Here is a 25,992-nt window from a genome sequence, read left to right as displayed (position 1 = left end):
GCATAAATTACCGGCACATGATCAGAAATGACAAAATAATTCTCAGAGCCCTCGAACCGGCAGATGCAGATTTGCTCTACCAATGGGAAAACCAGATGGAGTTGTGGAATGTAAGCAATACGCTTACCCCTTTTAGCCGACATCAGATTGTGACTTACATCAACCAGATTTCACTGGATATTTATCAGACCAAACAACTGCGCCTGATGATTGATATTCCCAAAGAAAACAGGCAGGAAAGCATTGGAATGATTGATCTGTTCGATTTTGACCCCTACCATTCACGCGGAGGCATTGGAGTAATGATTTACAAGCAGGAAAGAGAAAAAGGTTATGCACGGGAGGCAGTGGCCCTCTTTGCTGAATATGCTTTTTCACACCTCGGACTGCATCAGATTTTCTGCGATATTTCCGAGGAGAACACCGCCAGCATTAAACTTTTCGAAAGTCTTGACTTCACTTTTGTCGGTAGAAAAAAACAATGGTTGAAAACTTCGGAGGGCTATAAAGATGAATTAATGTACCAGAAAATATCAACTAAGTAGTTTCTGTCCATAAAGTACCACTTGCGTCGTTACGCTTGCCGCCAAAATACTCATTTACGCAAGTAAACTGCGCTTTTGGCGGCTTCGCAAGCCTTGCAATTGGCACTTTCTGACCAGAAACAGCTCATAAAACAGAATTTACTTAGTTTATGAACAGAAACTAAGTAGTATCTGTCCATAAAGTACCATTTACTGCGTTACGCTTGTCCGAAAAGTACTCATCTACAAAAAGTAAACTCCGTATTTCCGGACTTCGCAAGCCTCGTAACTGGCACCTTCTGAACAGACACAGCTCCAGCCAGAAACTTTCCCGACTCTATAGACGGGCAGTAAGTAACCTGAACTACAACTCTTCAAAAGACGGAAAGCCCGAAAGTGCCTCATGATCTCCCGTCTCCACATCTGTTTTTATACAATAATGGGTCAGACCATTGGTCAGCACCAAAAACGGAACTTTTAAAGTAGTATTGTACCTGGCAGCCTGGGTTAATGTCCTGGTATTAACCGGCACCGAGGGTGCCTTGCACTCAACAATTAGTACGGGCTCTCCTCTCCTGTTGTAAAGAAGAATGTCACAACGTTGAGACAGACCATTGACCTTTAGCATCTTTTCCACTCCGGTAAGCGCTTTAGGATAATGCAAATGAGCCTCCATAAACCGTAAAAAATGCTGCCTGACCCACTCTTCCGGTGTCAGGGCAACGAATTTTGCTCTAACCTCATCGAAAATAAACTTTTTCCCTTTTTCTTCCTTGTATCTGAAAGTATATTCCGGCAAATTCAACTTCTCCATTGTACAAAAATAAGACAATTTAACCACCCTATACGAAAATTAAATTATATTCGTAAAAAAACCGTAAACCAATTTACAATGAAGACCAAAAACGAAATTGTTGAAAACTGGCTGCCCAGATACACCGGTCGGCCTCTTAAAGAATTTACAAAGCACATATTACTGACCAATTTTAACCATTATGTGGAGTTGTTCTCCAAATGGCATAATGTGCCTATTGTAGGAGAAGAACACAACATGCCAAACTGCAGCGCCGACGGCATTACCATTTTGAATTTTGGAATGGGAAGTCCCAATGCGGCAACCATCATGGACCTTTTAAGTGCCGTGGATCCTCAGGCAGTTTTATTTTTGGGGAAATGTGGCGGACTAAAAAGAAAAAACACATTAGGTGATTTAATACTCCCCATTGCCGCCATTCGAAGCGATGGTACCTCCAATGACTATCTGCCTCCGGAAATTCCGGCGCTTCCGGCCTTTAGCCTGCAAAGAGCCGTATCCACCACCATCCGTGATTATGGTCGTGACTATTACACCGGTACTGTATTTACCACCAACAAGCGCGTTTGGGAATACGACGAACGATTTAAAAAATACCTGGCAAAAACCAGAGCCATGGCCATCGACATGGAATCGGCAACGATTTTCACAGTCGGTTTTGCCAACTCAATCCCCACAGGGGCTTTGCTGCTGGTTTCAGATCAGCCCATGATTTCCACAGGCATAAAAACCGATGAAAGCGACAAAAAAGTTACCAAGGAATTTGTTAATGAACACCTTCAGATTGGCATCGATTCGCTTAAGGAGATTATCAACAACGGAAAATCGGTGAAACACCTGAAGTTTGACACCTGATAACAAATGAAGTTTATGGTAAATAGTTTTTAGTGAGTAGTCAAGTTTTAACCGGGTAGTGCGTTTTCTAACCTACCTTTCACACAAAACAGGAAAGATGTAAACAAACTGAAAGCCTGAGAGCAAAAGTTCCGAAAAACACCCCGGGTATCAGGACCCCCCTCACGTGCCTTTCTTCTTTATCGGTTACATTAAAATCAATAAAGAGATAATCAGGTTAAAATTTTAACTTTGCCTGTTCAAAGTATTAATCTATGGATTTCGCACAAATAGTCGCACAGTTAAAAAAAGGAGAGTTTGCCCAGGTGTATTTCCTGTCGGGTGAAGAACCCTGGTATGCCGATTACATTACCGATTACATTGCCCAAAATGCCATCAAGGAAGAGGAGAAAGCCTTTAATCAGTCGGTCTTTTACGGTGCTGATGTGAACATCGTGGATGTGGTGGAATCTGCACGCCGGTTTCCAATGATGGCTCCCAAACAGGTGGTAATCGTTAAGGAAGCCCAGAACATCAAAGACCTCAAAAAAAGCGACAATGCTCTTGAATCCTATTTACGAGCCCCCTCTCCCTCCACCATTTTGGTTATCAATTACCGTGACAAGTTTGACAAACGGTCAAAGGTTTGGAAAGAACTTAAGAAGAAAGACTTTGTCACTTTTGAATCCCAAAAGCTTTGGGAAAACCAGGTGGGGCCCTGGATCAGCAAATACCTGAAATCCATAGGGCTGGAAATCGATCCCAAAGCCAACACCATACTGGTCGAGCATCTTGGAAACAAGCTCACCAATGTGGTGAAAGCCCTCGACAAGCTGAAAGTGGCAGTGGGAACCGATGTAAAAACAATCACTCCGCAACACATAGAAGATTATGTAGGTATCAGCAAAGACTTTAACAACTTTGAGCTACAGGATGCCATCGTAAAAGGGGATGTTTACAAAGCCAATCAGATTGCCCGCGTATTTGCCAAAAACCCCAAAGATTTTCCGATTCAGCTGACCATCGGGTTGCTCTTCTCCTTTTTCAGTAAACTGATGCTCTATGTGGCAACGCGGGACAAAAGCAATCAGAATCTTGGATCGCTGGGCATCACACCTTTCCGGGCCAAACAGTTTCAATCGGCCTCCCGACGTTTTGGATGGAACAAAAGTCGTCGCATCGTCTCCCTGCTGCGCGAATACGACATGAAATCGAAAGGTTTTAACAACAATTCGGCAACCCAGGGAGATCTTTTACAGGAGATGATTTTTAAGATTATGCATTGAAGCAGAGATCGAAGTTAATAGTTTGTAGTCAGTAGTTTATAGAAAAGAATTCCATATGCACATAGATATCAACATCATACTCATCATCATCATTTCGGCCATCAGTATTTTTGCTTTCAGCCGACCCGACATTCTGGACAAGTTGAAGTTTAATGCCTGGCAGGTGGTGCACCGAAAAGAATATCACCGTATTCTTTCTTACGGGCTGGTTCACGGCAGCTGGATGCACCTACTGATCAATATGTTTGTACTGTGGTCTTTCGGACGTGCAGTTTTGTATTATTTCGACATGGCTTTTGACGGAGGAACCGTAATTCGCTACCTCATATTGTTCGTCAGTGCCCTTGGTGTTTCGACACTCTCGACTCTGAACAAGGAAAAGAACAATCCCCACTACAATGCTGTTGGCGCTTCAGGAGCAGTTTCTGCAGTAGTATTCACCTCTATTCTGTTCAATCCTTACAATCCCATTCTGCTGTTTGGCATCATTCCCATTCCGGGAATAATTTTCGGTGTCCTTTACATTATTTATTCCAAATATATGGCCGGAAAAAATGTGGATAACATTGGTCATGATGCGCACTATTACGGAGCCATCTACGGATTGATATTTCCGCTCTTTTATGAACCCAAACTGGCTCTGCATTTTTTTAATGAACTCATTAGTTTTAACTTTTAAGCCGCTTCTTCATGCCTCCCGGCAATAAAAAATACCTTATTCTTAACGGTCATTTTTATGAAACCGATCGCCCGCTCTTTTCCCCTGAAAACAGAGCCTTCCGGTACGGCGACGGATTGTTCGAAACCATTCGGTGTCACAAAACCATTCCGTTGTTTTTCGAAGAGCACTACGATCGGCTTTTACGGGGCATGGCCACTCTTAAATTAACCGCAGCAGGTCTCCCCTCTCTTTCCGTACTTAAAAACCATATTGAAAAATTAATCGTCAGAAACCGGATTTTTTATGATGCACGGGTACGGCTGACCGTCTTTCGACGCGAAGGAGGCTTGTACACACCCGAAACCAACAGTCCTGCATGGCTGCTGGAAGCCTTTCCGCTTGATGACAAAGGGTATCATCTCAACCGCGATGGGATACGCATCGGACTGTTTACCGGGTTCCCAAAAGCATGGAGCCTGGCAGCAAGCTACAAAACCCTCTCCTGCACTCCGTCTATTCTGGCCGGCATCCACAAAAAAGAGAACTATTGGGATGACTGCCTCATCGTTAATCAGGATAAAAAAATTATAGAAAGCATCAGTTCCAATCTGTTTTGGGTGAAAAACAATACCATTTATACCCCGTCGCTATCTTCGGGATGTGTGGACGGCATTATGCGACGACAAATCTTCAAATTTGCTAAAGAAATCAACGCAGAGCTAAAAGAAAACAGCGGTGCTTCCAAAGAAGAACTGATGGATGCCGAAGAAATATTTCTCTCCAATTCGATTTCCGGTATCACCTGGGTAGTGGCTTTTGAGCACAAGCGTTATTTCAACCGGATCCCCAAACAAATTGAGAACTGGCTGAACAATCAATTGAAAACTATAGCTCCGGATTAATTAGTGTCTGTCCATAAAATACCATTTACTACGTTACGTTTGTCCGAAAAGTACTCATTTACGAAAAGTAAACTCCGTATTTTCGGACTTCGCAAGCCCCCGAAGAAAAATCGGGGCAGGCATTGTAACTGGCACTTTCTGAACAGACACGCTTCTAAAAACAGAATTTGCTTAGTTTATAGACAGGCACTAATTAGGGGTTTCTGCAAAAGTCAGCAGCCCAATTTTTATTATATTTTCTTCTGTTCTTTTTGGCATTGCCCCAAAAAGGAACCCAAAAGGTCTAGTCCGTTTAAACCTCTCCTCCCGCGAAAGCCAAAATTTCCGGCCATTGCGCAAGACCCTGAAATTGGCCCATTTTGGCTTCCCGCTATCCGCCAGCCCGGAAAACGGACAGGCTACCCTGCCTTTTTAATAGTAAAAATCGTTCATTAAAATACCATTCTTTTGAACAATGATAGGTTGACAGTTTACCCTTGCAGGTGCAGCCTTTTTGAAATAATTGCAAGAAAAACCTTGCACTTAGAATTGCAACATTTACAATAAATCACTTATTATTAGATTTTTGCATATTTTTCAGCAGACATTAATTGAAGGCAGGATTTCTGGGGAAATTAGTCCAGGTCTTGTAAATATCTCCCATTTGCGACATGGCTTTTTCCCAAATGTCGTCAACATCGCGTGTCATAATAAACTCATCGCTGAGTGTGGAAACCACCCAACTGTTTTCTGCCAGCTCACCATCCAGCTGATCAGGTGCCCAACCTGAGTAACCTGCAAAAAACTTTACCGAATTACTCGATGCCTCTCCCTCATTTATCATCTTTTTCAGATGTTCAAAGTCGCCGCCCCAGTAAACAGATTCGGTGATTTGCACAGCACCGGGTACCGCAGGCCCCAGGGTATGAAGAAAATTCAATGTATTTGAACTTACCGGCCCGCCAACAAACAATTCTCCCTCAAAACTCAGGATATCATCAATCACCTCATCAGGATACAGTTCAGTGGACTTATTAAGTACCAATCCAACCGTTCCCTTTTCATTATGTTCGGTAATCAATATAATGGCTCTGCCAAAATAAGGCCCCTGCAGAAAAGGCTCAGCAATGAGTACTCGTCCGGCAGCAGGCTTAAGGGAGGTTTTATTGGGCTGGAAAATATTAAAATCAAGATTTTTCATAACAACTCAGTTTTTCAAAAGAAAACATTTTGTTATCAACTAACAGTAATAATAACCAATCTGTTTTTTCAAAAATGAAAAAACTTCCGGTTTATATATCTAAATTAAGAAAAAATAAGGGTGCTTTCCAAAACTTTGCCATACAATTTCATCTATTTATCAAATATAACTGCACACTCAAGGTCTGGTACTGGAAATTGGATACCAAAAAACATAGATTTGTAGTAAGATGTAAACAGGCTGAGAGCAATAGCCCGGGGCAACGCCCTGGGTTTTGAGGTAACCCCCACACCCCCTTCATTATTGGTCGCGACGCGACCAATAATGAAAGGGGGAGTATTTATTACAATAGCCTGGGGTGTTGCCCCAGGCTATTGCTTAAAAACCTTTGCCCTTTTAAAAATAGTGAACTATTTTCAAGTTAATTTTATTGAGAACGCCTAAATTTAGCAGTCAGTTAAACATTGAATTAGATAATCTAGAAATAATCCCAGCTAACGACAACACCTTAATTTATATGTACACAAATCCGGATATTCTAAAAAAATCGTTTTACGCTTCTATCAGAATTGCAGGGTTGCTCCTAATCATGGGGGCCATCGGTTGCCAAAGCCCACGCAAAATGGTATATCTGAAAAATGCCTCGGCCCAAGACACCACGATGGTCTATCATCAGCCGGATAAAAAATACCACATCAGTTATGACGATATACTCTTCGTGAGGATTCTGACAGGCAACCCTGAAATGTCTGCACTCTACAACAATGCTCCCACCACAGGATTCAGTACATCCATGACTTCGGAAGCCGATCAGTACATCAATGGTTTCACGGTAAATGAAGAAGGAAAAATCAAACTCCCTGTTTTGGGTTCATTGGAAGTGAACGGCTTAACGCTTCAGGAGGTTGAAAAGCGCATCCAGTCCATGGCAGATGAGTACCTCATCGATGCCACTGTCATTGTAAGGTTACTGAACTTCAAAGTCACTGTACTGGGAGAAGTAACACGCCCGGGAGTTTACAGTCATTACAACGATAACATGACCATTCTGGAAGCCATCGGTAAAGCCGGCGACGTAACAGACCTGGGAGATAAAAGAAACATCATGGTTGTTAGAACGGTTCCCGAAGGAAGAACCACTTTTGAAATTGACCTCACCAAAAAAGTTCTGATGACCTCTCCAGCTTTCTTTTTAAAGCCCAACGATGTTATTTATGTAAAACCATCCGGCAGTAAAGCTTTTCAAATCAACCTGCCCACCATGAGCATGATTCTTTCATCCGTAACCACCATTATCGTGCTATTGCAATATTTTGACAATCAATAACAAACCACCTGAAATGCCAAACCACCAACCACTCTCAGCGCCAGAACACAAGGATACCTTTACTCAGGGGAGCCAGCAGGATCTCACAAAATGGATTCAGCGGTTTGCCAATTTGTGGTATGTTTTTATTGCAGGTCTGCTGATTGCACTTTCCATTGCTTTCCTGATAAATAAATTTACTCATCCTGTTTACAAAGGAAGAACAACCATTCTCGTAAGTTCTGAAAAAAACAACCCGGTGGGCGCTGAAGCCCTGATTCGTGATCTTTCTTTTGACAATCAAACCAACATTCGGAATGAAATCGGAATTTTAAAATCCTATTCACTGGCAAAAAGAACGCTAAAGGATTTGGATTTGGCCACAGGTTACTTCAAGATTCCCCGTGTAACCAAAAACTGGCGCATCCAATCGCTTCAACGTGAGCAATACCTGAACTCCCCCATAAAAGTTACATCAGGAGAGAATGAAAAAAAGTTGTACAACACCCCTTTTTTCATCCGCATTTTGTCTCCCGGAAGTTACCTGTTGGAGTTTGAAGCCACCATCAATGAAAAACAAGTGGCCCAGACAGATACCTTCCGGTTTGGTCAGCCCATCAGGAGCCCTTACTTCTCTTTCACAGTCAATCTTCGGGATAAATATGCCTCCGGTTTGTTCGATAAAAATTCTGACCATTACACTTTTGACTACAGTGTGGTTTTTTATGACTCTGATCAATTAGCCTCCCAATTCAGCAACAACCTGCAGGTCAATTTTTATTTCGATGATGCCTCCATTCTGGAACTAAGCCTTCAGGGTAAACATCCTGAAAAAATAACCGATTACCTCAACCATCATGCCCGGGCTTTTATTGAAAACGGCCTGGAGGAGAAGAACCAGATTGCCAGTGCCACCATCCGGTTTATTGACGAACAAATAAGCGGAATCTCAGACTCACTACAGGAAGCAGAGTCTGATTTCCAGAAATTCCGGTCTCGAAACAAAGTCATCAACATCAGTACGGAAGGCAATTATGCCATGGAAAAACTTGAAAACCTGGTTTCTCAAAAAAGCGACCTTCAACGCAGGTCAAAATACTATGATTATCTGTATGATTACATTATGAACAGCACTGATTTTGATGATGTAATTGTTCCGAACACCATGGGAATAGCAGATCCCTCACTCAACAACCTGGTCAGCCGCCTGGCCGAATCCTATGCAACCCGCAACCGCCTGCTGATGACAGCACGCGAAAACAGTCCGCAGGTAAAACAGGCCACAGGAGAGATAGAAAATATTAAAGATGCGCTTACAGAAAACATCCGCAACATTATCAACACTTCAGCCATTGAAATGGAGGTTATTGAAAACCAAATAGCGGAAGTGAACCGTCAGATACAGAAACTTCCGGGAACAGAACGTGAATACATCAATATTCAACGGGATTTTACCCTTAATGACAACATCTACACCTTTTTGTTGCAAAAAAGAGCTGAAGCCGGAATTGCACTGGCTTCCAACGTGTCGGATCATAAAATAGTGGATCCGGCATTGAGAAACACCACTTTTCAAACCACCCCAAAACCTCTGGCAAATATGATCATTGCCGGATTGCTGGGACTACTGCTGCCGGCCATAGGTATCATTCTCAAAGACAGCCTGAACAATAGGATCAACGCTCGTTTTATGGTGGAAGATCACACCACAATCCCTGTACTGGCTCACATTGAGCACTACCGCTCGGGAAAAAAACTACCGGTTCTTGAATTTCCCAGATCTCCGTTGACTGAATCTTTTCGGGCATTGCGAACCAACATTGATTTTATGCTGGGCAAAAATGCACAAAATCCGGTTCTGGCACTTACATCCTCCATTTCCGGCGAAGGAAAATCTTTCTGCTCCGCCAATCTGGGTGCCATTTTTGCACTGACAGGAAAGAAAGTCCTCGTTGTAGGAATGGATCTGCGGAAACCACAAACGCACACCGAATTCAGCATAGACAATTCAAAAGGGCTGAGTAACGTACTAATCGGAACGGAGACTGCCGACAATGTACTGGTGGAATCTCGCCTTCCCGGGCTGTTTGTGGTCCCTTCGGGCCCCATCCCTCCCAACCCGGCAGAACTTCTTCAGAGTGAAGAGATGGGGCGTTTCCTAAATGAGATGCGCAACAAATTCGACATGGTAATTCTCGACACGCCACCACTGGCTCTTGTTGCAGACACACTTCTGGTTACGGAAGAAACAGATCTGAATCTGTTCATTCTGAGGCAGGGAATATCCAAAAAACAAGCATTAACCTTCATTAATCATATGGTAGAATCAGGAAGAATTCGCAAGACCGGGCTGTTAATCAATGATGTGAAAATCCTGAACAGTTACAGCCCCGCAAACCGATATGGTTATGGATATGGGTACGGAAGGTTTAAAAACAGTGGATATTATGATTCACAATAGATCGTTAGATTTTAGAAGTTAGAGATTAAATAAAATCGTAAGATATTGACCTTCTGTATTTTATCAAAAAACACTCATTTAAAATTAACAACTTAATTTCCAGAGCTTTGAAAAAGTTTAACGGACTATTGATTCTTAAACTGATCTTATAATCAAATCAGGGATTAACCGAATTAACAACCTCGGCACCTATGAGCCGGTCATAACGAGCTCCGGCAGGACGGTAATAAACCAGAATCAGATAATCATTTTCGGTACGCCCGAAACTACCCTCGACGGGCAAAACCGAACCCCGGGCATCATTATCATCAACCACCAGGTACTGATAATTGTAGTATCCCTGTTTAAGAAGCAACGTTAATGTGTAAAGATTCTGATCAAAATCATACTCCATCTTATTCCCGTCGATCAGCAGCCAGTTGGTCAATCCTCCGGTCAGATAAACCTCTCTTCCTCCAACAGGGGGCATCCAGTCGAGAGAAAAATGGACAAAAGCATAATCGGCAGAAACTTCAGGGTCCTGTTCCTCCTGCACCTCAATATAATACCTTCCGTTAAAATCTTTATGATAATAATAAGGCTTGTCACCCTGATGCTGATCTGTAAAAACATCGGCATGATAAAAAGGATCGTAAAAAGTTATATCCGAGATATGGTCTGACTGAAAACGGAAGCTACGCAAATCCACCCAGCGAAATTCATTGCCTCCTTCCATAATCACCTCCCGGTTGTAATTAAAATCCATGCGGTCGTTTCCGAAAAACAACGGCGGAAGGCCTGTAATGGCATTATCAGTACGTCCGTTTTGCATCAGGGTAACCGATACCTCCGTACCCGGATCCATAATACTAAGTCCCGGATAATGCACTTCGAAATCAATTTCCTGAAAATTACTTCGTCCGGAGGATTGCATCGTGTATTTGACATCAGCTTCCACCGATACCCGTTGCTCATTTACCATAAAACGTTTTACCAGCACCGGATTCTCTCTTTTAAAGCCCTCAAAAACTTTCAACACATAATTCCCTGACAAAAGGAGATCAATATTTTCATTGGGAAAAACCAATTCATAATGCACATAGTCGAAAGTGGTATTAAAAGAGCGTCTGAAATTCTCCACAGGTATCATCTGATCACCATCGGCATACTCGGTACGCATCAATTCTGATGGCTCCCACTCTTTATCACACATTTCAACAGAATAATAATAACTTTTTATATCGGTTCCCAATTCATCAAAAGAAAGAAATAACTTCTGTCCTGTTCCGAGTCCTATTACCGGATATGACATGGGCCAACCATTACGGTGAAAGAGAACTGTTTTTATATTGTCAGAAATTTGTTCGGGATTGTTAAATTCTCGGGAGACCTGCGAAAACAAGGAGAACGGTAGAAAAAAAACAAAAACGGAGAAGAAATTAAAGAAATTTTTACGCAAATCACAAGAACCAAAAGACCGTGGAACTTGTTTGCCCAATGTAAAAAATATATAATTGCTCATTTCGAAGTGGTTTCAATGCCCTAAAAAATACTCTAAAGTAATAAATTTAACTATTTTTGCAGACAAATTCAAAAACCGTTTTTCAAACATGTCTGAGGTAATCAAAATAAAAAAAGGGTTGGACATTCGGCTCAAAGGCAAAGCAGATAATGTCTTTGGCCAGGCTCAACTACCCGATTTGTTTGCCATTAAGCCCACCGATTTTCACGGTGTGGTGCCAAAGATGGTAATCAAGGAAGGCGAGAAAGTTAAGGCAGGCTCGGTACTTTTCTACGACAAGTATCAGCCCGATGTAAAGTTTGTATCTCCGGTGAGCGGTGAACTAAAAGCCGTGATTCGCGGCGAGCGCCGTAAAATACTGGAAGTGGTGGTGCAGTCGGACGGACAGAATGAGAGCCTCGACTTTGGCACCGGTGATGTTGCATCTCAGGACCGTGATGCTGTGGTGAAAAAAATGCTGGAAGCAGGCGCATGGCCTTACCTGCGTCAGCGTCCATACAACATCATTGCACGCACAGGAGATACACCAAAAGCCATCTTCATTTCCGGATTCGACAGTGCTCCTCTTGCACCCGACTACGATTTTGTAATGACGGGCAAAGAGAAAGAGTTCCAGGCCGGAATCGATGTTCTTAAAAAGCTGGCCGATCAGATACACATCGGTATCAACGATGATGCAGCTTCCAAACTTTACACCAATATCAGCGGCGTTGAGACACACCGTTTCAGAGGGCCGCATCCGGCTGGCAATGTTGGTATTCAGATCGGTCACATCATGCCCATTAATAAAGGCGATGTGATATGGACCATCCAGCCACAGGAAGTTGCAGCAATTGGAAAATTGTTCACCAACGGAAAACCGGATTTCGAAAGAACCATTGTGGTGGCCGGCTCGGAGGTAAAGAAGCCCGCCTATTTCCATACCATTCTGGGTGCGCAGATAACTCCATTCATCAAAGACAACTTAAATACTTCCGAAAACATCCGGCTCATCAGCGGGAATGTGCTAACCGGCTCACAGGTCAGCGACGACGGATATCTTGGATTTTATCACAATCAGTTGACTGCCATCCCCGAAGGAGATGAATTTGAATTCATGGGATGGGCCGCCCCCGGATTTGGGAAATACAGTGTATCCCGTTCTTTTTTCAGCTGGTTGAATCCGAAAAAAGAGTATCGCTTAAATGCCAATATGCATGGAGGAAAAAGAGCGATAGTGGTTTCAGGCGAATACGAAAAAGTATTGCCCATGGACATCATGGCAGAGCAGCTTTTTAAAGCCATTTTGGTTGAAGACATCGACAAGATGGAACAACTGGGAATTTATGAACTGGCTGAAGAAGACATTGCTTTGTGCGAATTTGTATGTACCTCGAAACTGAATTTGCAGAAAATTCTTCGCGACGGAATAGATTTAATGATTAAGGAGCTGGGGTAAGATCCTTCCGGTTTCATAACAAAAAAAACAAATACTTTCGAATGAAGGCATTACGGAATTATATAGATAAAATCAAACCCCACTTTGAAAAAGGCGGGAAGTTTGAGAAGTTGCACTCCACATTCGATGCATTCGAAACCCTGTTGTTTGTTCCCAATACAACCAACAAGAACGGGGTGCATGTACGCGACGCCATGGATATGAAACGTACCATGGCCACAGTAGTTCTGGCCCTGGTTCCGGCACTCCTTTTTGGTATCTGGAACGCAGGCTATCAGCACTTTCTGGCCACCGGCCAGGAGGCCGATTTCTGGCCCATGGTGCTGCACGGTTTTTTAAAGGTATTCCCGATCATTGTAGTCTCTTACGGAACGGGCCTTATCATTGAGTTTATTTTTGCTCAATTGCGTGGTCACGAAGTAAATGAAGGCTTTCTGGTTTCCGGGATGCTGATTCCACTGGTGCTTCCTGTTGACATCCCTTTGTGGATGGTTGCTGTAGCCACTGCTTTTGCAGTAATTATTGGCAAGGAAGTTTTTGGAGGAACAGGTATGAACATCTGGAACCCCGCACTTTTGGCAAGAGCATTTCTCTTTTTTGCCTACCCTGCACATATGTCGGGCGACACCATCTGGATCAGCGGACTATCCGGTGGCGAAGGAATTGTTGACGGATACTCAGGTGCTACGGCACTGGGAGCCGCTGTTACTTCAGGAAATATTGATAAGTTCTCTCTGATGGACAGCTTCCTGGGCTTCATCCCGGGTTCTATCGGAGAAACCTCCACTCTGGCCATTTTACTGGGAGCAGTAATCCTGATCTATACAGGTGTCGGAAGCTGGCGAATCATGCTTTCGGTTTTTGCCGGAGGATTCTTAATGGCACTCGGATTTAATGCAATCGGGTCCACCCCGCTGATGCAAATTCCGGCCCTTCACCATCTGGTGTTAGGTGGATTTGCTTTTGGTGCTGTATTTATGGCTACCGATCCCGTATCGGCCACCCGCACCACCAGAGGAAAATACATTTACGGCTTCCTCATTGGAGTGCTGAGTATCATGATCAGGGTTTTCAACCCGGCTTACCCAGAAGGTGTAATGCTGGCCATCCTGCTGATGAATACATTTGCACCGCTGATCGACCATTTCGTGGTGGAAGGCAATATTAAACGACGTCTGAAAAGAGCAAGTGTAAACGCATAACAATTGATAAAATGGACAGACAAGGAAATAAATATACTTTTCTTTATGCTTCGGTAATGGTAATTGTAGTGGCTACGGTACTTGCGTTTGTTGCCGAGGCCCTCAACCCCATCCAAAAGAAGAATGAAGAAGAGGCAAAAATGATAGACATACTCAAATCGGTTAGCATCGAAAGTACAACTGCCAATGTTGCCGAAAAGTATGAGCAATACATCGGAGAGAATGTCTATATCGTAAATTTTGAAGGTGAACGTCAGGATGTTAAACCCCAGGCTGCCTTCAACATCGACCTGAGCAAAGAGGTAAGGAAACCTCTTTCGGACAGACAATATCCTGTTTTTGAGTGTCATCTGGACAACGGAGAGGTAAAATACATCCTTCCCGTTCGCGGAAAAGGCCTTTGGGGCCCTATCTGGGGATATGTTGCCCTCAACGAAGATAAAAACACCATTTTCGGAGCTACTTTCGACCACAAAGGAGAAACACCCGGGTTGGGAGCAGAAATTTCCACCGATGCCTTTCAGCAACAATTCAAGGGTAAAACCATCTTCGACAATGGCGAGTTGGTATCAGTGAACGTTGTAAAAGGCGGTGTGCCCGACGATGCTCCGCACGGAGTGGATGCCATTTCGGGTGGTACCATTACCAGTAAGGGTCTCGACGACATGCTGGAAGATTACTTTAACGGCTACGAAGCATTTTTAAAAAAATAAAAAGAGGGAACTATGAGTAGTGAGAAAGAACCTTTGTTCTCATCGAAGAACCTGAAGTTATTAACCACACCGCTGGGGGCACAAAACCCGATTACCGTACAGGTACTGGGTATCTGTTCAGCGCTGGCGGTTACCGCAAAACTTGAACCTTCCATCGTGATGTCACTCTCGGTGGTATTTGTACTTGTTTTTTCAAACCTGATTGTATCGTTGTTACGAAATACCATTCCGTCGCGTATCAGAATCATTGTTCAGCTGACGATAGTGGCATCTCTGGTAATTCTGGTTGACCAGATTCTGAAAGCTTTCGCCTACGAAGTAAGCAAACAGCTCTCGGTATTTGTGGGTCTGATCATTACCAACTGTATCATTATGGGACGTCTGGAAGCATTTGCTTTGGGCAACAAACCCTGGCCGGCCGTGCTCGACGGGTTCGGGAATGCTGCCGGATATGGACTCATTCTGGTAATTGTTGGTTTTGTTCGTGAGCTATTCGGAACAGGCAACCTGACCTTCCCGGGAATCGGAGAGGTTCAGATTGTTCCTGACATTGTTTACGAATGGGGTTATGTGGATAACGGACTGATGATTCTGCCTCCCATGGCATTGATTACCGTTGGTATCATCATCTGGGTTCAACGTTCGAAGAACAAAGATTTGGTGGATATAAGCTAAACACCAAGCAGAAGAAACAAGAATCGAATCGGATTTCTTTCCGGGAATCTGAAAACAAGAAACAACAAATAATCACAGAGAAATGGAAAATCTGCTAAACATATTTGTTAAGTCCATTTTCATAGAGAACATGATTTTTGCCTACTTCCTGGGTATGTGTTCTTACCTCGCAGTGTCCAAAACCGTGAAAACCTCTTTTGGACTGGGGGTAGCAGTTGTATTTGTGCTGGCGATCACCGTACCAGCCAACTACCTGCTGGAAAATTACGTTTTGAAAGAAGGCGCATTAAGCTGGCTGGGAGAAGGATTTGAAGACATCAACCTTAGTTTCCTTAGCTTCATCATGTTTATTGCCGTCATTGCCTCCATGGTGCAATTGGTTGAAATGGTAGTAGAGAAATTTGCACCTGCCCTCTATACCTCCCTGGGTATCTTCCTGCCCTTGATTGCAGTGAACTGTGCCATCCTAGGAGGATCCCTGTTTATGCAGGAACGCGACTATGCCAACATCGGCGAAGCTGCTGTATTCGGATTTGGTTCGGGTATCGGCTGGCTACTGGCTATTGTAGGTATCGCTGCCATTCGAGAGAAGATTAAGTACTCTGATGTTCCCGCTCCGCTGCGTGGTTTAGGTATCACCTTTATCATCACCGGACTGATGGGTATCGCATTTATGAGTTTCATGGGTATTCAACTTTAAAAAGAGCACTCGAAAATGAACATATTAGCAATTTCAATCCCGGTAATCATCACCAGCGCCGTTGTCTTTCTGACAGTGATCATCCTGCTGGTATCGATACTGCTTTATGCCAAGAAAAAACTGACACCGTCAGGGAAAGTAACCATCAACATCAATGAAGGTGAAAAAGAACTGGAAGTTGAAAGTGGCCAGACTCTTCTTTCGGCATTGGGCAGCAACAAAATATTTTTACCTTCTGCTTGTGGTGGAGGTGGTACCTGCGCCATGTGTCGTTGCCAGGTTCATGATGGTGCAGGTTCAATTCTGCCCACAGAAACAGGGTATTTCACCCGCAAGGAACAGGCTTCAGACTGGCGTCTGGCCTGTCAGGTAAAGGTGAAAGACAATATCAAAATGGAAATCCCTCAGGAGATTCTGGGTATTAAGAAATGGGAATGTACCGTGGTTTCCAACAAAAACGTGGCGACTTTCATCAAGGAATTTGTGGTACAACTGCCAGAAGGCGAAACCCTCGACTTCAGATCAGGTGGTTATATTCAGATTGATGTTCCCAAGATTGAGGTGGATTTCAAAGACATCGAAGTGGAAGAAGAATTCCGTGGTGACTGGGAAAAATTCAACATGTTTGATCTGAAAATGAAAAACCCGGAACCAACATTCCGTGCTTATTCAATGGCCAACCACCCGGCTGAGAACAACATCATCATGTTGAACATCCGTATCGCCACACCTCCTTTCGACAGAGTAAACGGAGGATTCCAGAAGATCAACCCCGGAGTTTGTTCTTCATTCATCTTCTCCCGCAAAAAAGGTGACAAAGTAACCATTTCAGGTCCTTACGGAGAATTCTTTATTAAAGATACCAAGCGTGAGATGATGTTTATTGGCGGTGGTGCCGGAATGGCGCCCATGCGCTCACACATCTTCCACCTTTTCCATACCGAAAAAACCGACCGCAAAGCCACGTTCTGGTATGGTGCACGTTCCAAGCGCGAGATCTTTTATGAGGAAGATTTCCGTGAAATTGAAAACAATTTCGACAATTTCGACTTCACCATTGCGCTCTCTGAGCCACTGCCCGAAGACAACTGGGAAGGTTCAACCGGCTTCATTCACTCGGTAATTTTTGAAGAATACCTGAGTAAACATGATGAACCCGAAGAGATTGAGTACTACCTCTGCGGACCACCGATGATGAACGCAGCGGTTCAAAAGATGCTGTACGACCTCGGTGTACCCGACGAAATGATTGCATTTGATGATTTTGGATCGTAAACGATAAAAAAAGCCCCGTCAAAACAGACGGGGCTTTTTTTGATGATCATTTTCCAGACCTTCAGTTTGTTTACACATCACCTGTTTTTGTATAAGGCAATCCCCAAAAAATCAGGATTTTTCTTATTAGGGAATTACGTAATGCCATTTTGACAAGTTGAGAGAATGGTTTAAAAAGGCCGAAGGTCTTTAAGCAATAGCCTGGGGCAGCGCCCCAGGAAAATTGTAACAACTCCCCCCCTCTCATTATTGGTCGCGACGCGACCAATAATGAGAGGGGGGGATGAGGGAACCCTTAAAACCCAGGGCGTTGCCCTGGGCTATTGCTTTCAGGCTTTCAGCCTGTTTAAATCTTACCTGTTTTATCCAAAAGGAAGGTTAAAAAATAATTGTTCTATTTTTGCACAAATTATTTGTTGAAAAAATGAAGCTTTTAAAAACAACTCCCGTATTCCTGGTTTCAGTATTCCTCTTCTTGTCTGGCTGTAACCAATCAACCTGGATAAAGAACCAGGGCGAAGTTTTTGGCACCTATTACCACATCATTTATGAAAGTCCGGACGGGAAAGACCTTCACCAGGAGGTATTGCAGGCCCTGAAATCCGTTAACCAGTCCCTTTCCACTTACGACAGCACCTCTGTTATTTCACTGCTCAATAAGTCTGAAAACGGCACTCAGACAAACCTCCATTTTCGGAATGTATTTGAGGCGGGTAAAAAAATAAGCGCTGCCACAGATGGGGCATTCGACATGACAGTAGCCCCCCTTGTCAATGCATGGGGGTTTGGATTTACCAACAAAGAGGAGATGACTCCCGAAAAAATTGAAGCATTGAAGCAACTTGTAGGCATGAATTACCTGAAACTTACGGGTGATTCCGTAATTAAATCCCACCCCGGGGTTATGTTGGATGCTTCAGCCATAGCCAAAGGGTACGGTGTGGATGTGGCAGCACAAATCCTGTCAGAATCCGGATGTGAAAATTTTTTGGTGGAAATTGGGGGCGAAATTGTTTGCAGCGGCCTAAACTCAAGAGGAGACCACTGGAAAGTGGGTATAGACAAACCCATTGATGACCCAACTGCCTCGGACCGCGAGTTACAGTTCATTATACAACTATCAGGAAAAGCTCTGGCAACAAGCGGAAACTACCGGCAATTTTACATCGACGAAAAAACGGGAAAAAAGTATGCCCACACCATCGACCCCGTTTCAGGGATGCCGGTGGAACATTCTCTGCTAAGTGCATCGGTGATAGCCGACGATTGTATGACTGCCGATGCCTATGCAACAGCATGTATGGTGATGGGAGTGGAAAAAAGTATGGAATTAATGCAAAAACATCCGGAAATGGAAGGGTGCTTCATATTCAGCACAGAGGACGGAATGGAGGTTTCTTTGACTACAGGGTTTAAGAAATACCTCACTAATTAGAGTCTGTCCATAAAGTCCCGTTTACTGCGTTACGCCATTAGCGGAAATTGCTCATTTACTCAAGTAAACTCCGCATTTCCGCTAATGGCAAGCCTTGTAAACGGAACCTTCTGAACAGAAACAGCGAACTTGAACAACTTTGCTTAGTTTATAGACGGACACTAATTAGTTTCTGTCCATAAAGCACCATTTGCGTCGTTACGCTCGTCCGAAAATTACTCATTTACGATGAGTAAACTCCGTATTTTCGGACTTGCGCCACCCATCGGCCGCCAAAGGCTTGCCGACGGCACGGCGCTAAAGCTTTAGGCTGCACGCGGTCGCAAGCCTTGCAACTGGCACTTTCTGACCAGAAATAGCTCTAAAAACAGAGTTTACTTAATTTATGGACGGCTAATTGGTCTGAATTCTCCTGAGGGCAACGTGTTGCCCTCAAAACGAATCTTCAACAGGTCAACGGCCTGAAAGCAATAGCCTGGGGCAACGCCCCAGGAAAACGGGAACAACTCCCGCTCCCTCTCATTATTGGTCGCGTCGCGACCAACAATGAGAGGGAGCAAAAAAACCCAGGGCGTTGCCCTGGGCTATTACTCTTAGGCTTTCGGCCTGTCTAAATCTTCCCTGTCTTAGGTATAAGATAGGTCTGGTTAATCTTCTAACGCGCAACTTCGGTCTGACAACTGTCTGCTGATGAGTGGCAACCGCATGAACCACCACTACAGGTGCGCAGCGTTGCATCCTTTTTGAAAAAACTCTTAACGGCCAGACCTGCAAACGCCAAACCTACAAAAAGTATGGCCAGCCCTATCACTACTAAAATATTACTCATAAAAAATCCTCCTCGTTCGTTTCTTCTACAAAGATAAATATTTTGAGTTTCGGATGCAAATATCCTGTTATTATTTCAACAATTTTCATCTGTGATTTACAGCATTCCTCAAAAGCTAAAAGCAGCTATTAGATTTAGCTCAAGGTATCTTTCAGAATATGACGCTTGTCCTTACTGGCGATTTTATGCTGGGTGTTGGCACAGTAAATTCCACGTTTAGCCATATTCCGGTTTCCTCCAATGTGCGTATTCGGAAATTTACCCCCTTTCTGAATGAGAATACGAATCCCCAACAGAGCAGTTATACCGGCCATCAAAACAATCGTAATCAGTAGAAGTTTCAGTATCATTGTCAATCATTTTAAGAGCAACAAAGATACAAAAAATGAAGCAGGGTAAACATTCCTGCCACCCTTTATGTTTGAGTATTGCAACCTATAAACCAGAGGTGACTCAACCTTCAATAAAAACCCTAACTTTGCCCAGTTGGATGCTTATGGAGAGCTTAACCGACACAATTGAAGCGCAATGATGACAAGCAAACAGAAAACAGAAGAAATTATCAGCAACGATTCACCGGATAAGGCAAAAAAAGAAGCCCTCAGATTTGAAGAATTCAGGAAGGAAGTACTTAAGGACTACCGTTTGGCGCACCTCAGCCGCCAAATGAGCGTACTGGCCCGTCGCGAAGTATTGAACGGAAAGGCAAAATTCGGAATTTTTGGTGACGGCAAAGAAGTGGCGCAGATAGCCATGGCTAAACAGTTCAATGAAGGAGACTGGCGATCGGGCTATTACAGAGACCAGACATTTATGCTGGCCACAGGCATGACCACTCCGGAAAAGTTTTTTGCCATGTTGTACGGGGAAACCCGCACCGAACTGAACCCCGATAACGGTGGTCGCTCCATGAACAATCACTTTGGAACCAGACTGATTGACACCAACAATCAATGGATTGACCAGACGAAAAGTAAAAACACCTCATCAGATATTAGTCCCACAGCCGGCCAGATGCCCCGGCTCACAGGTTTGGCACTGGCATCAAAACTTTACCGGGAACAAGAAGAGCTGTCCGAATTCACACAATTCAGTAACAAGGGCAACGAAGTAGCCTTTGGAACCATTGGTGATGCCAGCACCTCTGAAGGACTGTTTTTTGAAACACTCAATGCGGCTTCGGTTCTTCAGATTCCTATGGCAGTGTCTGTTTGGGATGACGGATACGGAATATCTGTTCCGGTAGAAAAACAAACCACCAAAGCTAGCATTTCAAAAGCACTGAAAGGACTGGAAAAGAGCAGAAAAGACCAGTCAGGCATCCTCATTTACGAAGCCTATGGTTGGGATTATGCAACTTTATGTCAGATATACGAAGATGGCATCGCAAAATGTCGCAAAGATCATGTACCGGTGCTTTTTCATATTAAAGAACTGACCCAACCCACCGGACATTCCACCTCCGGATCGCATGAACGATACAAGTCGGAGGAGAGACTGGAATGGGAAAAAGATAAAGATTGTCTGGTTCAGATGCGAAACTGGATACTGGAAAAAGGACTTGCCGATGACGCTTCGCTTGATCAGTTGGAAGAGGAAGCCCGCAAAGAAGCCCTTGATGCCCGGAAGACCACCTATGAGCGGTATCTGGCCCCCATTAAGGAGGAAAAACAGGAACTTATCGACATCGTGGAACAAAAACATTGCGTCTGCGATGCTGCCCGGGAAAACGAAATCAAAAAAATCGTTTCCGGCCTCAAAGGTTCCGTCAGTCTCAACCGGAAAGAAAATCTCAGTTCAGCAAGAAAAATTCTTCGGCATGTGTGTGTATCCTGCAACAAACCGGGTGGGTTAAAAGAGAGTCTCAGACAATGGGTTAGCGACTATTACGAAAGTGGCAAAGAAAAATACAACCTTTACCTCTACGATGAATCGGACAAATCACCGCTAAAGGTGGAGCCCGTTGCCCCCCATTATGCAGATGTTGCCCCACTGGTTCCCGGTCGCGAAATCATCCGTGACAATTTTGATGCTGTTTTTTCAAGCAATCCTAAAGTGCTGACATTGGGAGAAGATACGGGCAAACTGGGAGGAGTCAATCAGACCCTTGAAGGGCTTCAGGCAAAGTACGGAGAGTGGCGCGTTCGGGACACCGGAATTCATGAAGCAACCATTGTTGGAGAAGGTATCGGATTAGCTCTGAGAGGCTTCCGACCCATTGCAGAAATACAGTATTTCGATTATTTGTTATATACACTGCACACCCTCAGTGACGACCTGGCATCCACCCATTACCGAACCAAAGGAGGTCAAAAAGCCCCTGTAATCGTCAGAACCAGAGGGCACCGACTTGAAGGCATCTGGCATTCAGGCTCGCCACTAAGCATGGTCATCAACAGCATTCGCGGAATCCATGTCTGCGTTCCACGCGACATGACCAGGGCATCAGGAATGTACAACACAATACTGCAGGGAGAAGATCCGGCCCTGGTAATTGAACCCCTTAACGGTTATCGCATTCGCGAGAAACAGCCATCCAACTGGGGCGAATTCAGGATTCCCCTTGGTGTGCCGGAAATCATTACCGAAGGAACTGATGTGACTCTGGTTACGTACGGTTCCTGCGTTCGCATTGCTGCGGATGCCATCTCCCAACTCAAAGATGCAGGTATTTCTGTTGAGCTCATTGATGTTCAGACCTTGCTGCCTTTCGACACTAAGGGCATTATCCTGGAATCGCTGAAAAAGACCAACCGAATCGTCTTTTTCGATGAAGATGTACCCGGAGGTGCCACGGCTTACATGATGCAGAAAGTCATTGAAGAACAGGGAGGTTTCTACTATTTAGATCACAAACCCGTTACCATTACCGCAAAGGATCACAGACCGGCTTATGGTACGGACGGAGATTACTTCAGCAACCCCAATGCAGAAGATGTGTATGACGCGGTTTATGGCATCATGGGCGAAGCGTATCCGGATAAATTTCCGCCGATTTATTAGGTTTGGGTTTTGAGTTGAGGGTTTTGAGTTGATTGACAATATGGTAGCCGAAGGTTTATGACAGGATAAAAAAAGCCCCGGCGGATGACTAAGCTGATGCCCCTGATGCTCTATGCTTCATGCCCCCTGCTTCATGCCTTTTCCCATAACACATAAAACCCTGACATTTTTCATTCCTAACAGGATGATAATTGGTTAGATTTGTGTAAAGCAGACCATTCAATCTGCGATTTGTTACACCTAAAAAAACCAAGTGCTATGCCAAAAGGAGTATTTCAGGTACCCCCTGCCAAAAACGAACCGGTTTTGAGTTATGCCCCCGGAACACCGGAACGTGCAGAACTCAAGAAACAACTTAAAGCCTATCGTTCCGTAGAGATGGACATTCCGATGATTATAGGCGGAGAAGAGATCAGAACCGGGAAGAAAGTCTCCATCCACCCACCCCATGAAATAAAACATTGTCTCGGACATTATCACCAGGGAGATGAAGCCCATGTACATCAGGCCATTGATGCCGCACTCAAAGCCCGCTCCAAATGGGCAGAAATGAGTTGGGAACATCGGGCATCCATATTTCTGAAAGCAGCAGATCTTTTGGCCGGTCCCTACCGTCAGAAAATAAATGCTGCCACCATGCTGGGGCAATCCAAAACCGCTTTTCAGGCAGAGATAGACAGCGCCTGTGAATTTGCCGATTTCCTGCGGTTCAATGTGCAATACATGACCCAGATTTACAGTGATCAACCCACATCGGCCAAAGACATCTGGAACCGGGTGGAATATCGCCCACTGGAAGGATTTGTATTTGCCCTTACGCCGTTCAATTTCACCTCCATCGCCGGTAACCTCCCTTCTGCTCCGGCTATGATGGGCAACACCGTGGTCTGGAAACCCTCTAAGACTGCCGTTTACTCGGCACACATCATCATGGAAATTTTCAGAGAAGCAGGACTGCCTGACGGAGTAATCAACCTCATTTTTGCCAGCGGCCCGGTTGTTGCACGTGAAGTATTTGACCATCCCGATTTCGCAGGGTTCCACTTCACCGGTTCCACAGAAGTGTTCCAGTCCATCTGGAAAACAATCGGAGAAAACATCCACAGATACAAAACCTATCCCCGGATAGTTGGCGAAACAGGCGGAAAGGACTTCATCATTGCTCACAAATCATGCAACGCTCAGGAAGTTGCCACCGCCATTGTACGCGGAGCTTTTGAGTATCAGGGGCAAAAATGTTCGGCAGCTTCAAGAGCATACATGCCGGCCAGCAGGTGGGAAGAGATCAACAATGAAGTCCAGGCACAACTGGCGGAACTCAAGATGGGGCCTCCCGAAGATTTCAGGAACTTTATGAATGCTGTCATCGATGAGCCCTCTTTCGACAAACTGGAAAGTGTCATCAAAGAAGCAGAACAGCATCCCGAGGCGAAAGTCATTGCAGGAGGTGGTTGCGATAAATCAGTAGGATATTTCATAGAACCAACGATTATCCTTACAACCAACCCCCACTACAGAACAATGGAGGAGGAACTTTTTGGCCCGGTACTGACCATCTATGTATATGATGATTTGAAATACGATGAAACGCTTGATGTGCTGGATAAAACCTCCATTTATGGCCTGACAGGGGCTGTTTTTGCCAAAGACCGTTACATCATCGAGAAAACGGCCAGACGTTTGGTCAATGCAGCCGGCAACTTTTACATCAACGACAAACCCACAGGAGCTGTTGTTGGACAACAACCATTTGGCGGTGCCCGCGGATCCGGCACCAACGACAAAGCAGGATCCTTGCTCAATATGATGCGCTGGGTGTCTCCACGCACCATTAAGGAAAATTTCGTTCCTCCAAGGGATTTTAATTATCCATTTATGGCGGAGGAGTAAAAATAGTTTAGCAAGTCACGTTTTTCTCTCTCTACGGGGTTGTTTTTCAAAGAAACAACCCCGTAGTATTTTTTAATGAGTGCTTTCGCCCCTTCAGGGCTCCATTGAACCTTTCGAGTAGGGCATAGGGCGTTGCCCTATGCTGGTGCTTGGGCCCCTCCAGGGCGAACACTATGTCCAGTTAAAAACTATTTTTCATTTCGGGTTGAGATTCATATAGTCAGAAGTTTCATTTCCATGGGGCATTAACCCTTTCGAGGGATTAAGAATATGTCCATTCTGAAACCATGTTTCAACAGGCCAACGGCCTATGAGCAACAGCATGGGGCAACGCCCTATGGTTAATAAAGAGACTAAACCGGAGCCCTGAAGGGGCGAAAGCAACTAATACCAAATATACCCCACCATCATAATCAACATTCTAATTTACCAAGGACTTGCGGAATTCATCTTTAGAATTATTTTTCATGATTTTTATCCTGATTATCAATATACCCTCTTCACAATATCAACTTCTCCTGAAATTACTAAAAAAACACCATACTAACTTTGGCAGCAAAATTTTGAATATTTAGAATCTACCTTTTCAGCCCTGTAAAATTTCTACAGGATAACATATCAACCTGTTTTATGAACCAATCCGGCTTGTAAAATCAGTCGAAATAATTACATTTGTGAGAAATCAAAAACGTCAGAAAAATGGGACTCAAAGACATATTAAGGTTGAGCTTACCCCTGTTACGTAACCGTTACGTAATTACCTTTCTGGCTTTTATCATCTGGGTTGGTTTTTTTGATCAGAATAATCTGGTAGAACGTCATGAACTCTCGGGCCGCATCGATGAGCTTGAGAAACAGAAAATCCACTACCGAAATGAGATAAATGACAACACCCGGAGAATAGAGGAATTACAAAGCAATCCGGATAATCTGGAAAAATTTGCCCGCGAACAATATCTCATGAAAAAGCCTGATGAAGATATTTTTGTGGTCACCGAAAAGTAGTAAACTATGGGATTTTACCGTTTTTTAAGCGGATTGTACTATGCCGGAATGGCACTTATTCTTGCAGGAATTGTAATGCACATTATTGAGATGCCTGCTGCGGTATGGGTATTTGCCATCGGGCTGATTCCCGTTTTAGGCATCAGAATCTATAATTTCATTATTGCTGCCCCGCCCCGCAAAAGAATCAACGGCATACTAATGCTAAGTGCGGTATTTCTTGCCGCTGCCATTTGGGCCATCTATTTCAAAAAAGATTACTGGATTATTTTCATTGCACTCTCAGCTGTTCTGGACGGATATGTCAGCTTCAGAAAAATTGTCTGATCATCATTCGTATTCGGTTTCCCATGGAAAA

The 25,992-nt window shown here is 44.1% G+C and carries 23 protein-coding genes; 18 read left to right on the top strand and 5 right to left on the bottom strand.

All coding sequences use genetic code 11. The features are described 5' to 3' along the window. The first annotated feature begins 17 nt into the window (after positions 1-17). Entirely contained in the window at positions 18-545 is a 528-nt protein-coding gene (locus tag BY457_RS06345; protein WP_106152683.1) for a GNAT family N-acetyltransferase, read from the top strand. A gap of 343 nt (positions 546-888) precedes the next feature. On the opposite strand, the gene BY457_RS06340 is transcribed toward BY457_RS06345, so the two are convergent. Further along, on the bottom strand, positions 889-1,338 hold the full coding sequence (locus BY457_RS06340; protein WP_106152503.1) for a type I restriction enzyme HsdR N-terminal domain-containing protein: 450 nt from the start codon (positions 1,336-1,338) through the stop codon (positions 889-891). A gap of 78 nt (positions 1,339-1,416) precedes the next feature. Here BY457_RS06340 and BY457_RS06335 point away from each other — a divergent pair, with 78 nt between their 5' ends. The 4 genes from BY457_RS06335 (at position 1,417) to BY457_RS06320 (ending at position 5,021) form a co-directional block, all read left to right on the top strand. Beyond that, positions 1,417-2,193, top strand: a complete 777-nt coding sequence (locus tag BY457_RS06335; RefSeq protein WP_106152502.1) for an AMP nucleosidase — start codon at positions 1,417-1,419, stop codon at positions 2,191-2,193. Between the two features lie 254 nt (positions 2,194-2,447). Then, a complete protein-coding gene (gene holA, locus BY457_RS06330; protein WP_106152501.1) occupies positions 2,448-3,458 on the top strand; it encodes a DNA polymerase III subunit delta in 1,011 nt (336 codons plus the stop codon). A gap of 55 nt (positions 3,459-3,513) precedes the next feature. Continuing rightward, entirely contained in the window at positions 3,514-4,137 is a 624-nt protein-coding gene (locus BY457_RS06325; RefSeq protein ID WP_106152500.1) for a rhomboid family intramembrane serine protease, read from the top strand. Positions 4,138-4,148: 11 nt separating this feature from the next. Continuing rightward, entirely contained in the window at positions 4,149-5,021 is an 873-nt protein-coding gene (locus BY457_RS06320) for an aminotransferase class IV (RefSeq protein ID WP_106152499.1), read from the top strand. A 586-nt stretch (positions 5,022-5,607) separates the two neighbouring features. Here the strand turns inward: BY457_RS06320 and BY457_RS06310 are convergent. Next, on the bottom strand, positions 5,608-6,201 hold the full coding sequence (locus BY457_RS06310; protein WP_106152498.1) for a YqgE/AlgH family protein: 594 nt from the start codon (positions 6,199-6,201) through the stop codon (positions 5,608-5,610). A gap of 622 nt (positions 6,202-6,823) precedes the next feature. Between BY457_RS06310 and BY457_RS06300 the strand changes: the two genes are divergently transcribed. Beyond that, positions 6,824-7,528 (top strand): polysaccharide biosynthesis/export family protein, encoded by a 705-nt coding sequence (locus BY457_RS06300; RefSeq protein ID WP_258176638.1) that lies wholly within the window; start codon positions 6,824-6,826, stop codon positions 7,526-7,528. 13 nt (positions 7,529-7,541) lie between these two features. Then, a complete protein-coding gene (locus tag BY457_RS06295; RefSeq protein WP_106152495.1) occupies positions 7,542-9,968 on the top strand; it encodes a GumC family protein in 2,427 nt (808 codons plus the stop codon). A gap of 157 nt (positions 9,969-10,125) precedes the next feature. Here BY457_RS06295 and BY457_RS06290 read toward each other — a convergent pair whose 3' ends face one another. Continuing rightward, positions 10,126-11,469, bottom strand: a complete 1,344-nt coding sequence (locus BY457_RS06290; RefSeq protein ID WP_106152494.1) for a type IX secretion system plug protein — start codon at positions 11,467-11,469, stop codon at positions 10,126-10,128. A gap of 88 nt (positions 11,470-11,557) precedes the next feature. On the opposite strand from BY457_RS06290, the gene BY457_RS06285 reads away from it, so the two are divergent. The 7 genes from BY457_RS06285 (at position 11,558) to BY457_RS06255 (ending at position 18,907) form a co-directional block, all read left to right on the top strand. After that, positions 11,558-12,907, top strand: coding sequence for a Na(+)-translocating NADH-quinone reductase subunit A (locus BY457_RS06285; RefSeq protein ID WP_106152493.1), 1,350 nt, complete (start codon positions 11,558-11,560; stop codon positions 12,905-12,907). A 41-nt stretch (positions 12,908-12,948) separates the two neighbouring features. After that, complete coding sequence (locus tag BY457_RS06280) at positions 12,949-14,109, top strand: NADH:ubiquinone reductase (Na(+)-transporting) subunit B (protein WP_106152492.1); 1,161 nt, start codon at positions 12,949-12,951, stop codon at positions 14,107-14,109. 11 nt (positions 14,110-14,120) lie between these two features. After that, positions 14,121-14,822: an NADH:ubiquinone reductase (Na(+)-transporting) subunit C gene (nqrC, locus tag BY457_RS06275; protein ID WP_106152491.1), complete on the top strand. Its 702-nt coding sequence runs from the start codon at positions 14,121-14,123 to the stop codon at positions 14,820-14,822. A 12-nt stretch (positions 14,823-14,834) separates the two neighbouring features. Beyond that, the gene (locus BY457_RS06270; RefSeq protein WP_106152490.1) at positions 14,835-15,497 is read left to right on the top strand and encodes an NADH:ubiquinone reductase (Na(+)-transporting) subunit D; all 663 of its coding nucleotides are present in this window, start codon (positions 14,835-14,837) and stop codon (positions 15,495-15,497) included. A gap of 82 nt (positions 15,498-15,579) precedes the next feature. After that, the gene (nqrE, locus tag BY457_RS06265; RefSeq protein ID WP_106152489.1) at positions 15,580-16,197 is read left to right on the top strand and encodes an NADH:ubiquinone reductase (Na(+)-transporting) subunit E; all 618 of its coding nucleotides are present in this window, start codon (positions 15,580-15,582) and stop codon (positions 16,195-16,197) included. A 15-nt stretch (positions 16,198-16,212) separates the two neighbouring features. Further along, positions 16,213-17,472 carry an NADH:ubiquinone reductase (Na(+)-transporting) subunit F gene (gene nqrF, locus BY457_RS06260; protein ID WP_106152488.1) on the top strand — a complete coding sequence of 420 codons (1,260 nt, stop codon included), beginning with the start codon at positions 16,213-16,215 and terminating at the stop codon, positions 17,470-17,472. Between the two features lie 424 nt (positions 17,473-17,896). Continuing rightward, on the top strand, positions 17,897-18,907 hold the full coding sequence (locus BY457_RS06255) for an FAD:protein FMN transferase (RefSeq protein WP_181256407.1): 1,011 nt from the start codon (positions 17,897-17,899) through the stop codon (positions 18,905-18,907). A gap of 655 nt (positions 18,908-19,562) precedes the next feature. Here the strand turns inward: BY457_RS06255 and BY457_RS18990 are convergent. Together BY457_RS18990 and BY457_RS06250 are read right to left on the bottom strand one after the other, a co-directional pair. Next, positions 19,563-19,736, bottom strand: coding sequence for a hypothetical protein (locus BY457_RS18990; protein ID WP_181256405.1), 174 nt, complete (start codon positions 19,734-19,736; stop codon positions 19,563-19,565). 134 nt (positions 19,737-19,870) lie between these two features. Beyond that, positions 19,871-20,086: a hypothetical protein gene (locus BY457_RS06250; protein ID WP_010664554.1), complete on the bottom strand. Its 216-nt coding sequence runs from the start codon at positions 20,084-20,086 to the stop codon at positions 19,871-19,873. Between the two features lie 178 nt (positions 20,087-20,264). Between BY457_RS06250 and BY457_RS06245 the strand changes: the two genes are divergently transcribed. The 4 genes from BY457_RS06245 (at position 20,265) to BY457_RS06230 (ending at position 25,961) form a co-directional block, all read left to right on the top strand. Beyond that, positions 20,265-22,739 (top strand): alpha-ketoacid dehydrogenase subunit alpha/beta, encoded by a 2,475-nt coding sequence (locus BY457_RS06245; protein ID WP_106152486.1) that lies wholly within the window; start codon positions 20,265-20,267, stop codon positions 22,737-22,739. A gap of 258 nt (positions 22,740-22,997) precedes the next feature. Continuing rightward, a complete protein-coding gene (pruA, locus tag BY457_RS06240; RefSeq protein ID WP_106152485.1) occupies positions 22,998-24,629 on the top strand; it encodes an L-glutamate gamma-semialdehyde dehydrogenase in 1,632 nt (543 codons plus the stop codon). Between the two features lie 699 nt (positions 24,630-25,328). Further along, positions 25,329-25,634, top strand: coding sequence for an FtsB family cell division protein (locus BY457_RS06235; protein ID WP_106152484.1), 306 nt, complete (start codon positions 25,329-25,331; stop codon positions 25,632-25,634). Between the two features lie 6 nt (positions 25,635-25,640). Continuing rightward, positions 25,641-25,961, top strand: a complete 321-nt coding sequence (locus tag BY457_RS06230; RefSeq protein ID WP_106152483.1) for a hypothetical protein — start codon at positions 25,641-25,643, stop codon at positions 25,959-25,961. Positions 25,962-25,992: the final 31 nt, after the last annotated feature.

Source organism: Marinilabilia salmonicolor (assembly GCF_003003035.1).
GTDB lineage: Bacteria > Bacteroidota > Bacteroidia > Bacteroidales > Marinilabiliaceae > Marinilabilia > Marinilabilia salmonicolor_A.
This window is presented reverse-complemented; position numbering and strand designations above follow the sequence as displayed.

Coding starts and splice junctions, on each gene's coding strand:
- BY457_RS06290 (WP_106152494.1), bottom strand. CDS start 11,469: ATGAGCAATTATATATTTTTTACATTGGGCAAACAAGTTCCACGGTCT.
- pruA (WP_106152485.1), top strand. CDS start 22,998: ATGCCAAAAGGAGTATTTCAGGTACCCCCTGCCAAAAACGAACCGGTT.
- BY457_RS06230 (WP_106152483.1), top strand. CDS start 25,641: ATGGGATTTTACCGTTTTTTAAGCGGATTGTACTATGCCGGAATGGCA.
- BY457_RS06325 (WP_106152500.1), top strand. CDS start 3,514: ATGCACATAGATATCAACATCATACTCATCATCATCATTTCGGCCATC.
- BY457_RS06345 (WP_106152683.1), top strand. CDS start 18: ATGATCAGAAATGACAAAATAATTCTCAGAGCCCTCGAACCGGCAGAT.
- BY457_RS06340 (WP_106152503.1), bottom strand. CDS start 1,338: ATGGAGAAGTTGAATTTGCCGGAATATACTTTCAGATACAAGGAAGAA.
- nqrE (WP_106152489.1), top strand. CDS start 15,580: ATGGAAAATCTGCTAAACATATTTGTTAAGTCCATTTTCATAGAGAAC.
- BY457_RS06295 (WP_106152495.1), top strand. CDS start 7,542: ATGCCAAACCACCAACCACTCTCAGCGCCAGAACACAAGGATACCTTT.
- BY457_RS06270 (WP_106152490.1), top strand. CDS start 14,835: ATGAGTAGTGAGAAAGAACCTTTGTTCTCATCGAAGAACCTGAAGTTA.
- BY457_RS06320 (WP_106152499.1), top strand. CDS start 4,149: ATGCCTCCCGGCAATAAAAAATACCTTATTCTTAACGGTCATTTTTAT.
- BY457_RS06285 (WP_106152493.1), top strand. CDS start 11,558: ATGTCTGAGGTAATCAAAATAAAAAAAGGGTTGGACATTCGGCTCAAA.
- nqrC (WP_106152491.1), top strand. CDS start 14,121: ATGGACAGACAAGGAAATAAATATACTTTTCTTTATGCTTCGGTAATG.
- BY457_RS06335 (WP_106152502.1), top strand. CDS start 1,417: ATGAAGACCAAAAACGAAATTGTTGAAAACTGGCTGCCCAGATACACC.
- BY457_RS06255 (WP_181256407.1), top strand. CDS start 17,897: ATGAAGCTTTTAAAAACAACTCCCGTATTCCTGGTTTCAGTATTCCTC.
- BY457_RS06300 (WP_258176638.1), top strand. CDS start 6,824: ATGGTATATCTGAAAAATGCCTCGGCCCAAGACACCACGATGGTCTAT.
- nqrF (WP_106152488.1), top strand. CDS start 16,213: ATGAACATATTAGCAATTTCAATCCCGGTAATCATCACCAGCGCCGTT.
- holA (WP_106152501.1), top strand. CDS start 2,448: ATGGATTTCGCACAAATAGTCGCACAGTTAAAAAAAGGAGAGTTTGCC.
- BY457_RS06250 (WP_010664554.1), bottom strand. CDS start 20,086: ATGATACTGAAACTTCTACTGATTACGATTGTTTTGATGGCCGGTATA.
- BY457_RS18990 (WP_181256405.1), bottom strand. CDS start 19,736: ATGAGTAATATTTTAGTAGTGATAGGGCTGGCCATACTTTTTGTAGGT.
- BY457_RS06245 (WP_106152486.1), top strand. CDS start 20,265: ATGATGACAAGCAAACAGAAAACAGAAGAAATTATCAGCAACGATTCA.
- BY457_RS06280 (WP_106152492.1), top strand. CDS start 12,949: ATGAAGGCATTACGGAATTATATAGATAAAATCAAACCCCACTTTGAA.
- BY457_RS06310 (WP_106152498.1), bottom strand. CDS start 6,201: ATGAAAAATCTTGATTTTAATATTTTCCAGCCCAATAAAACCTCCCTT.
- BY457_RS06235 (WP_106152484.1), top strand. CDS start 25,329: ATGGGACTCAAAGACATATTAAGGTTGAGCTTACCCCTGTTACGTAAC.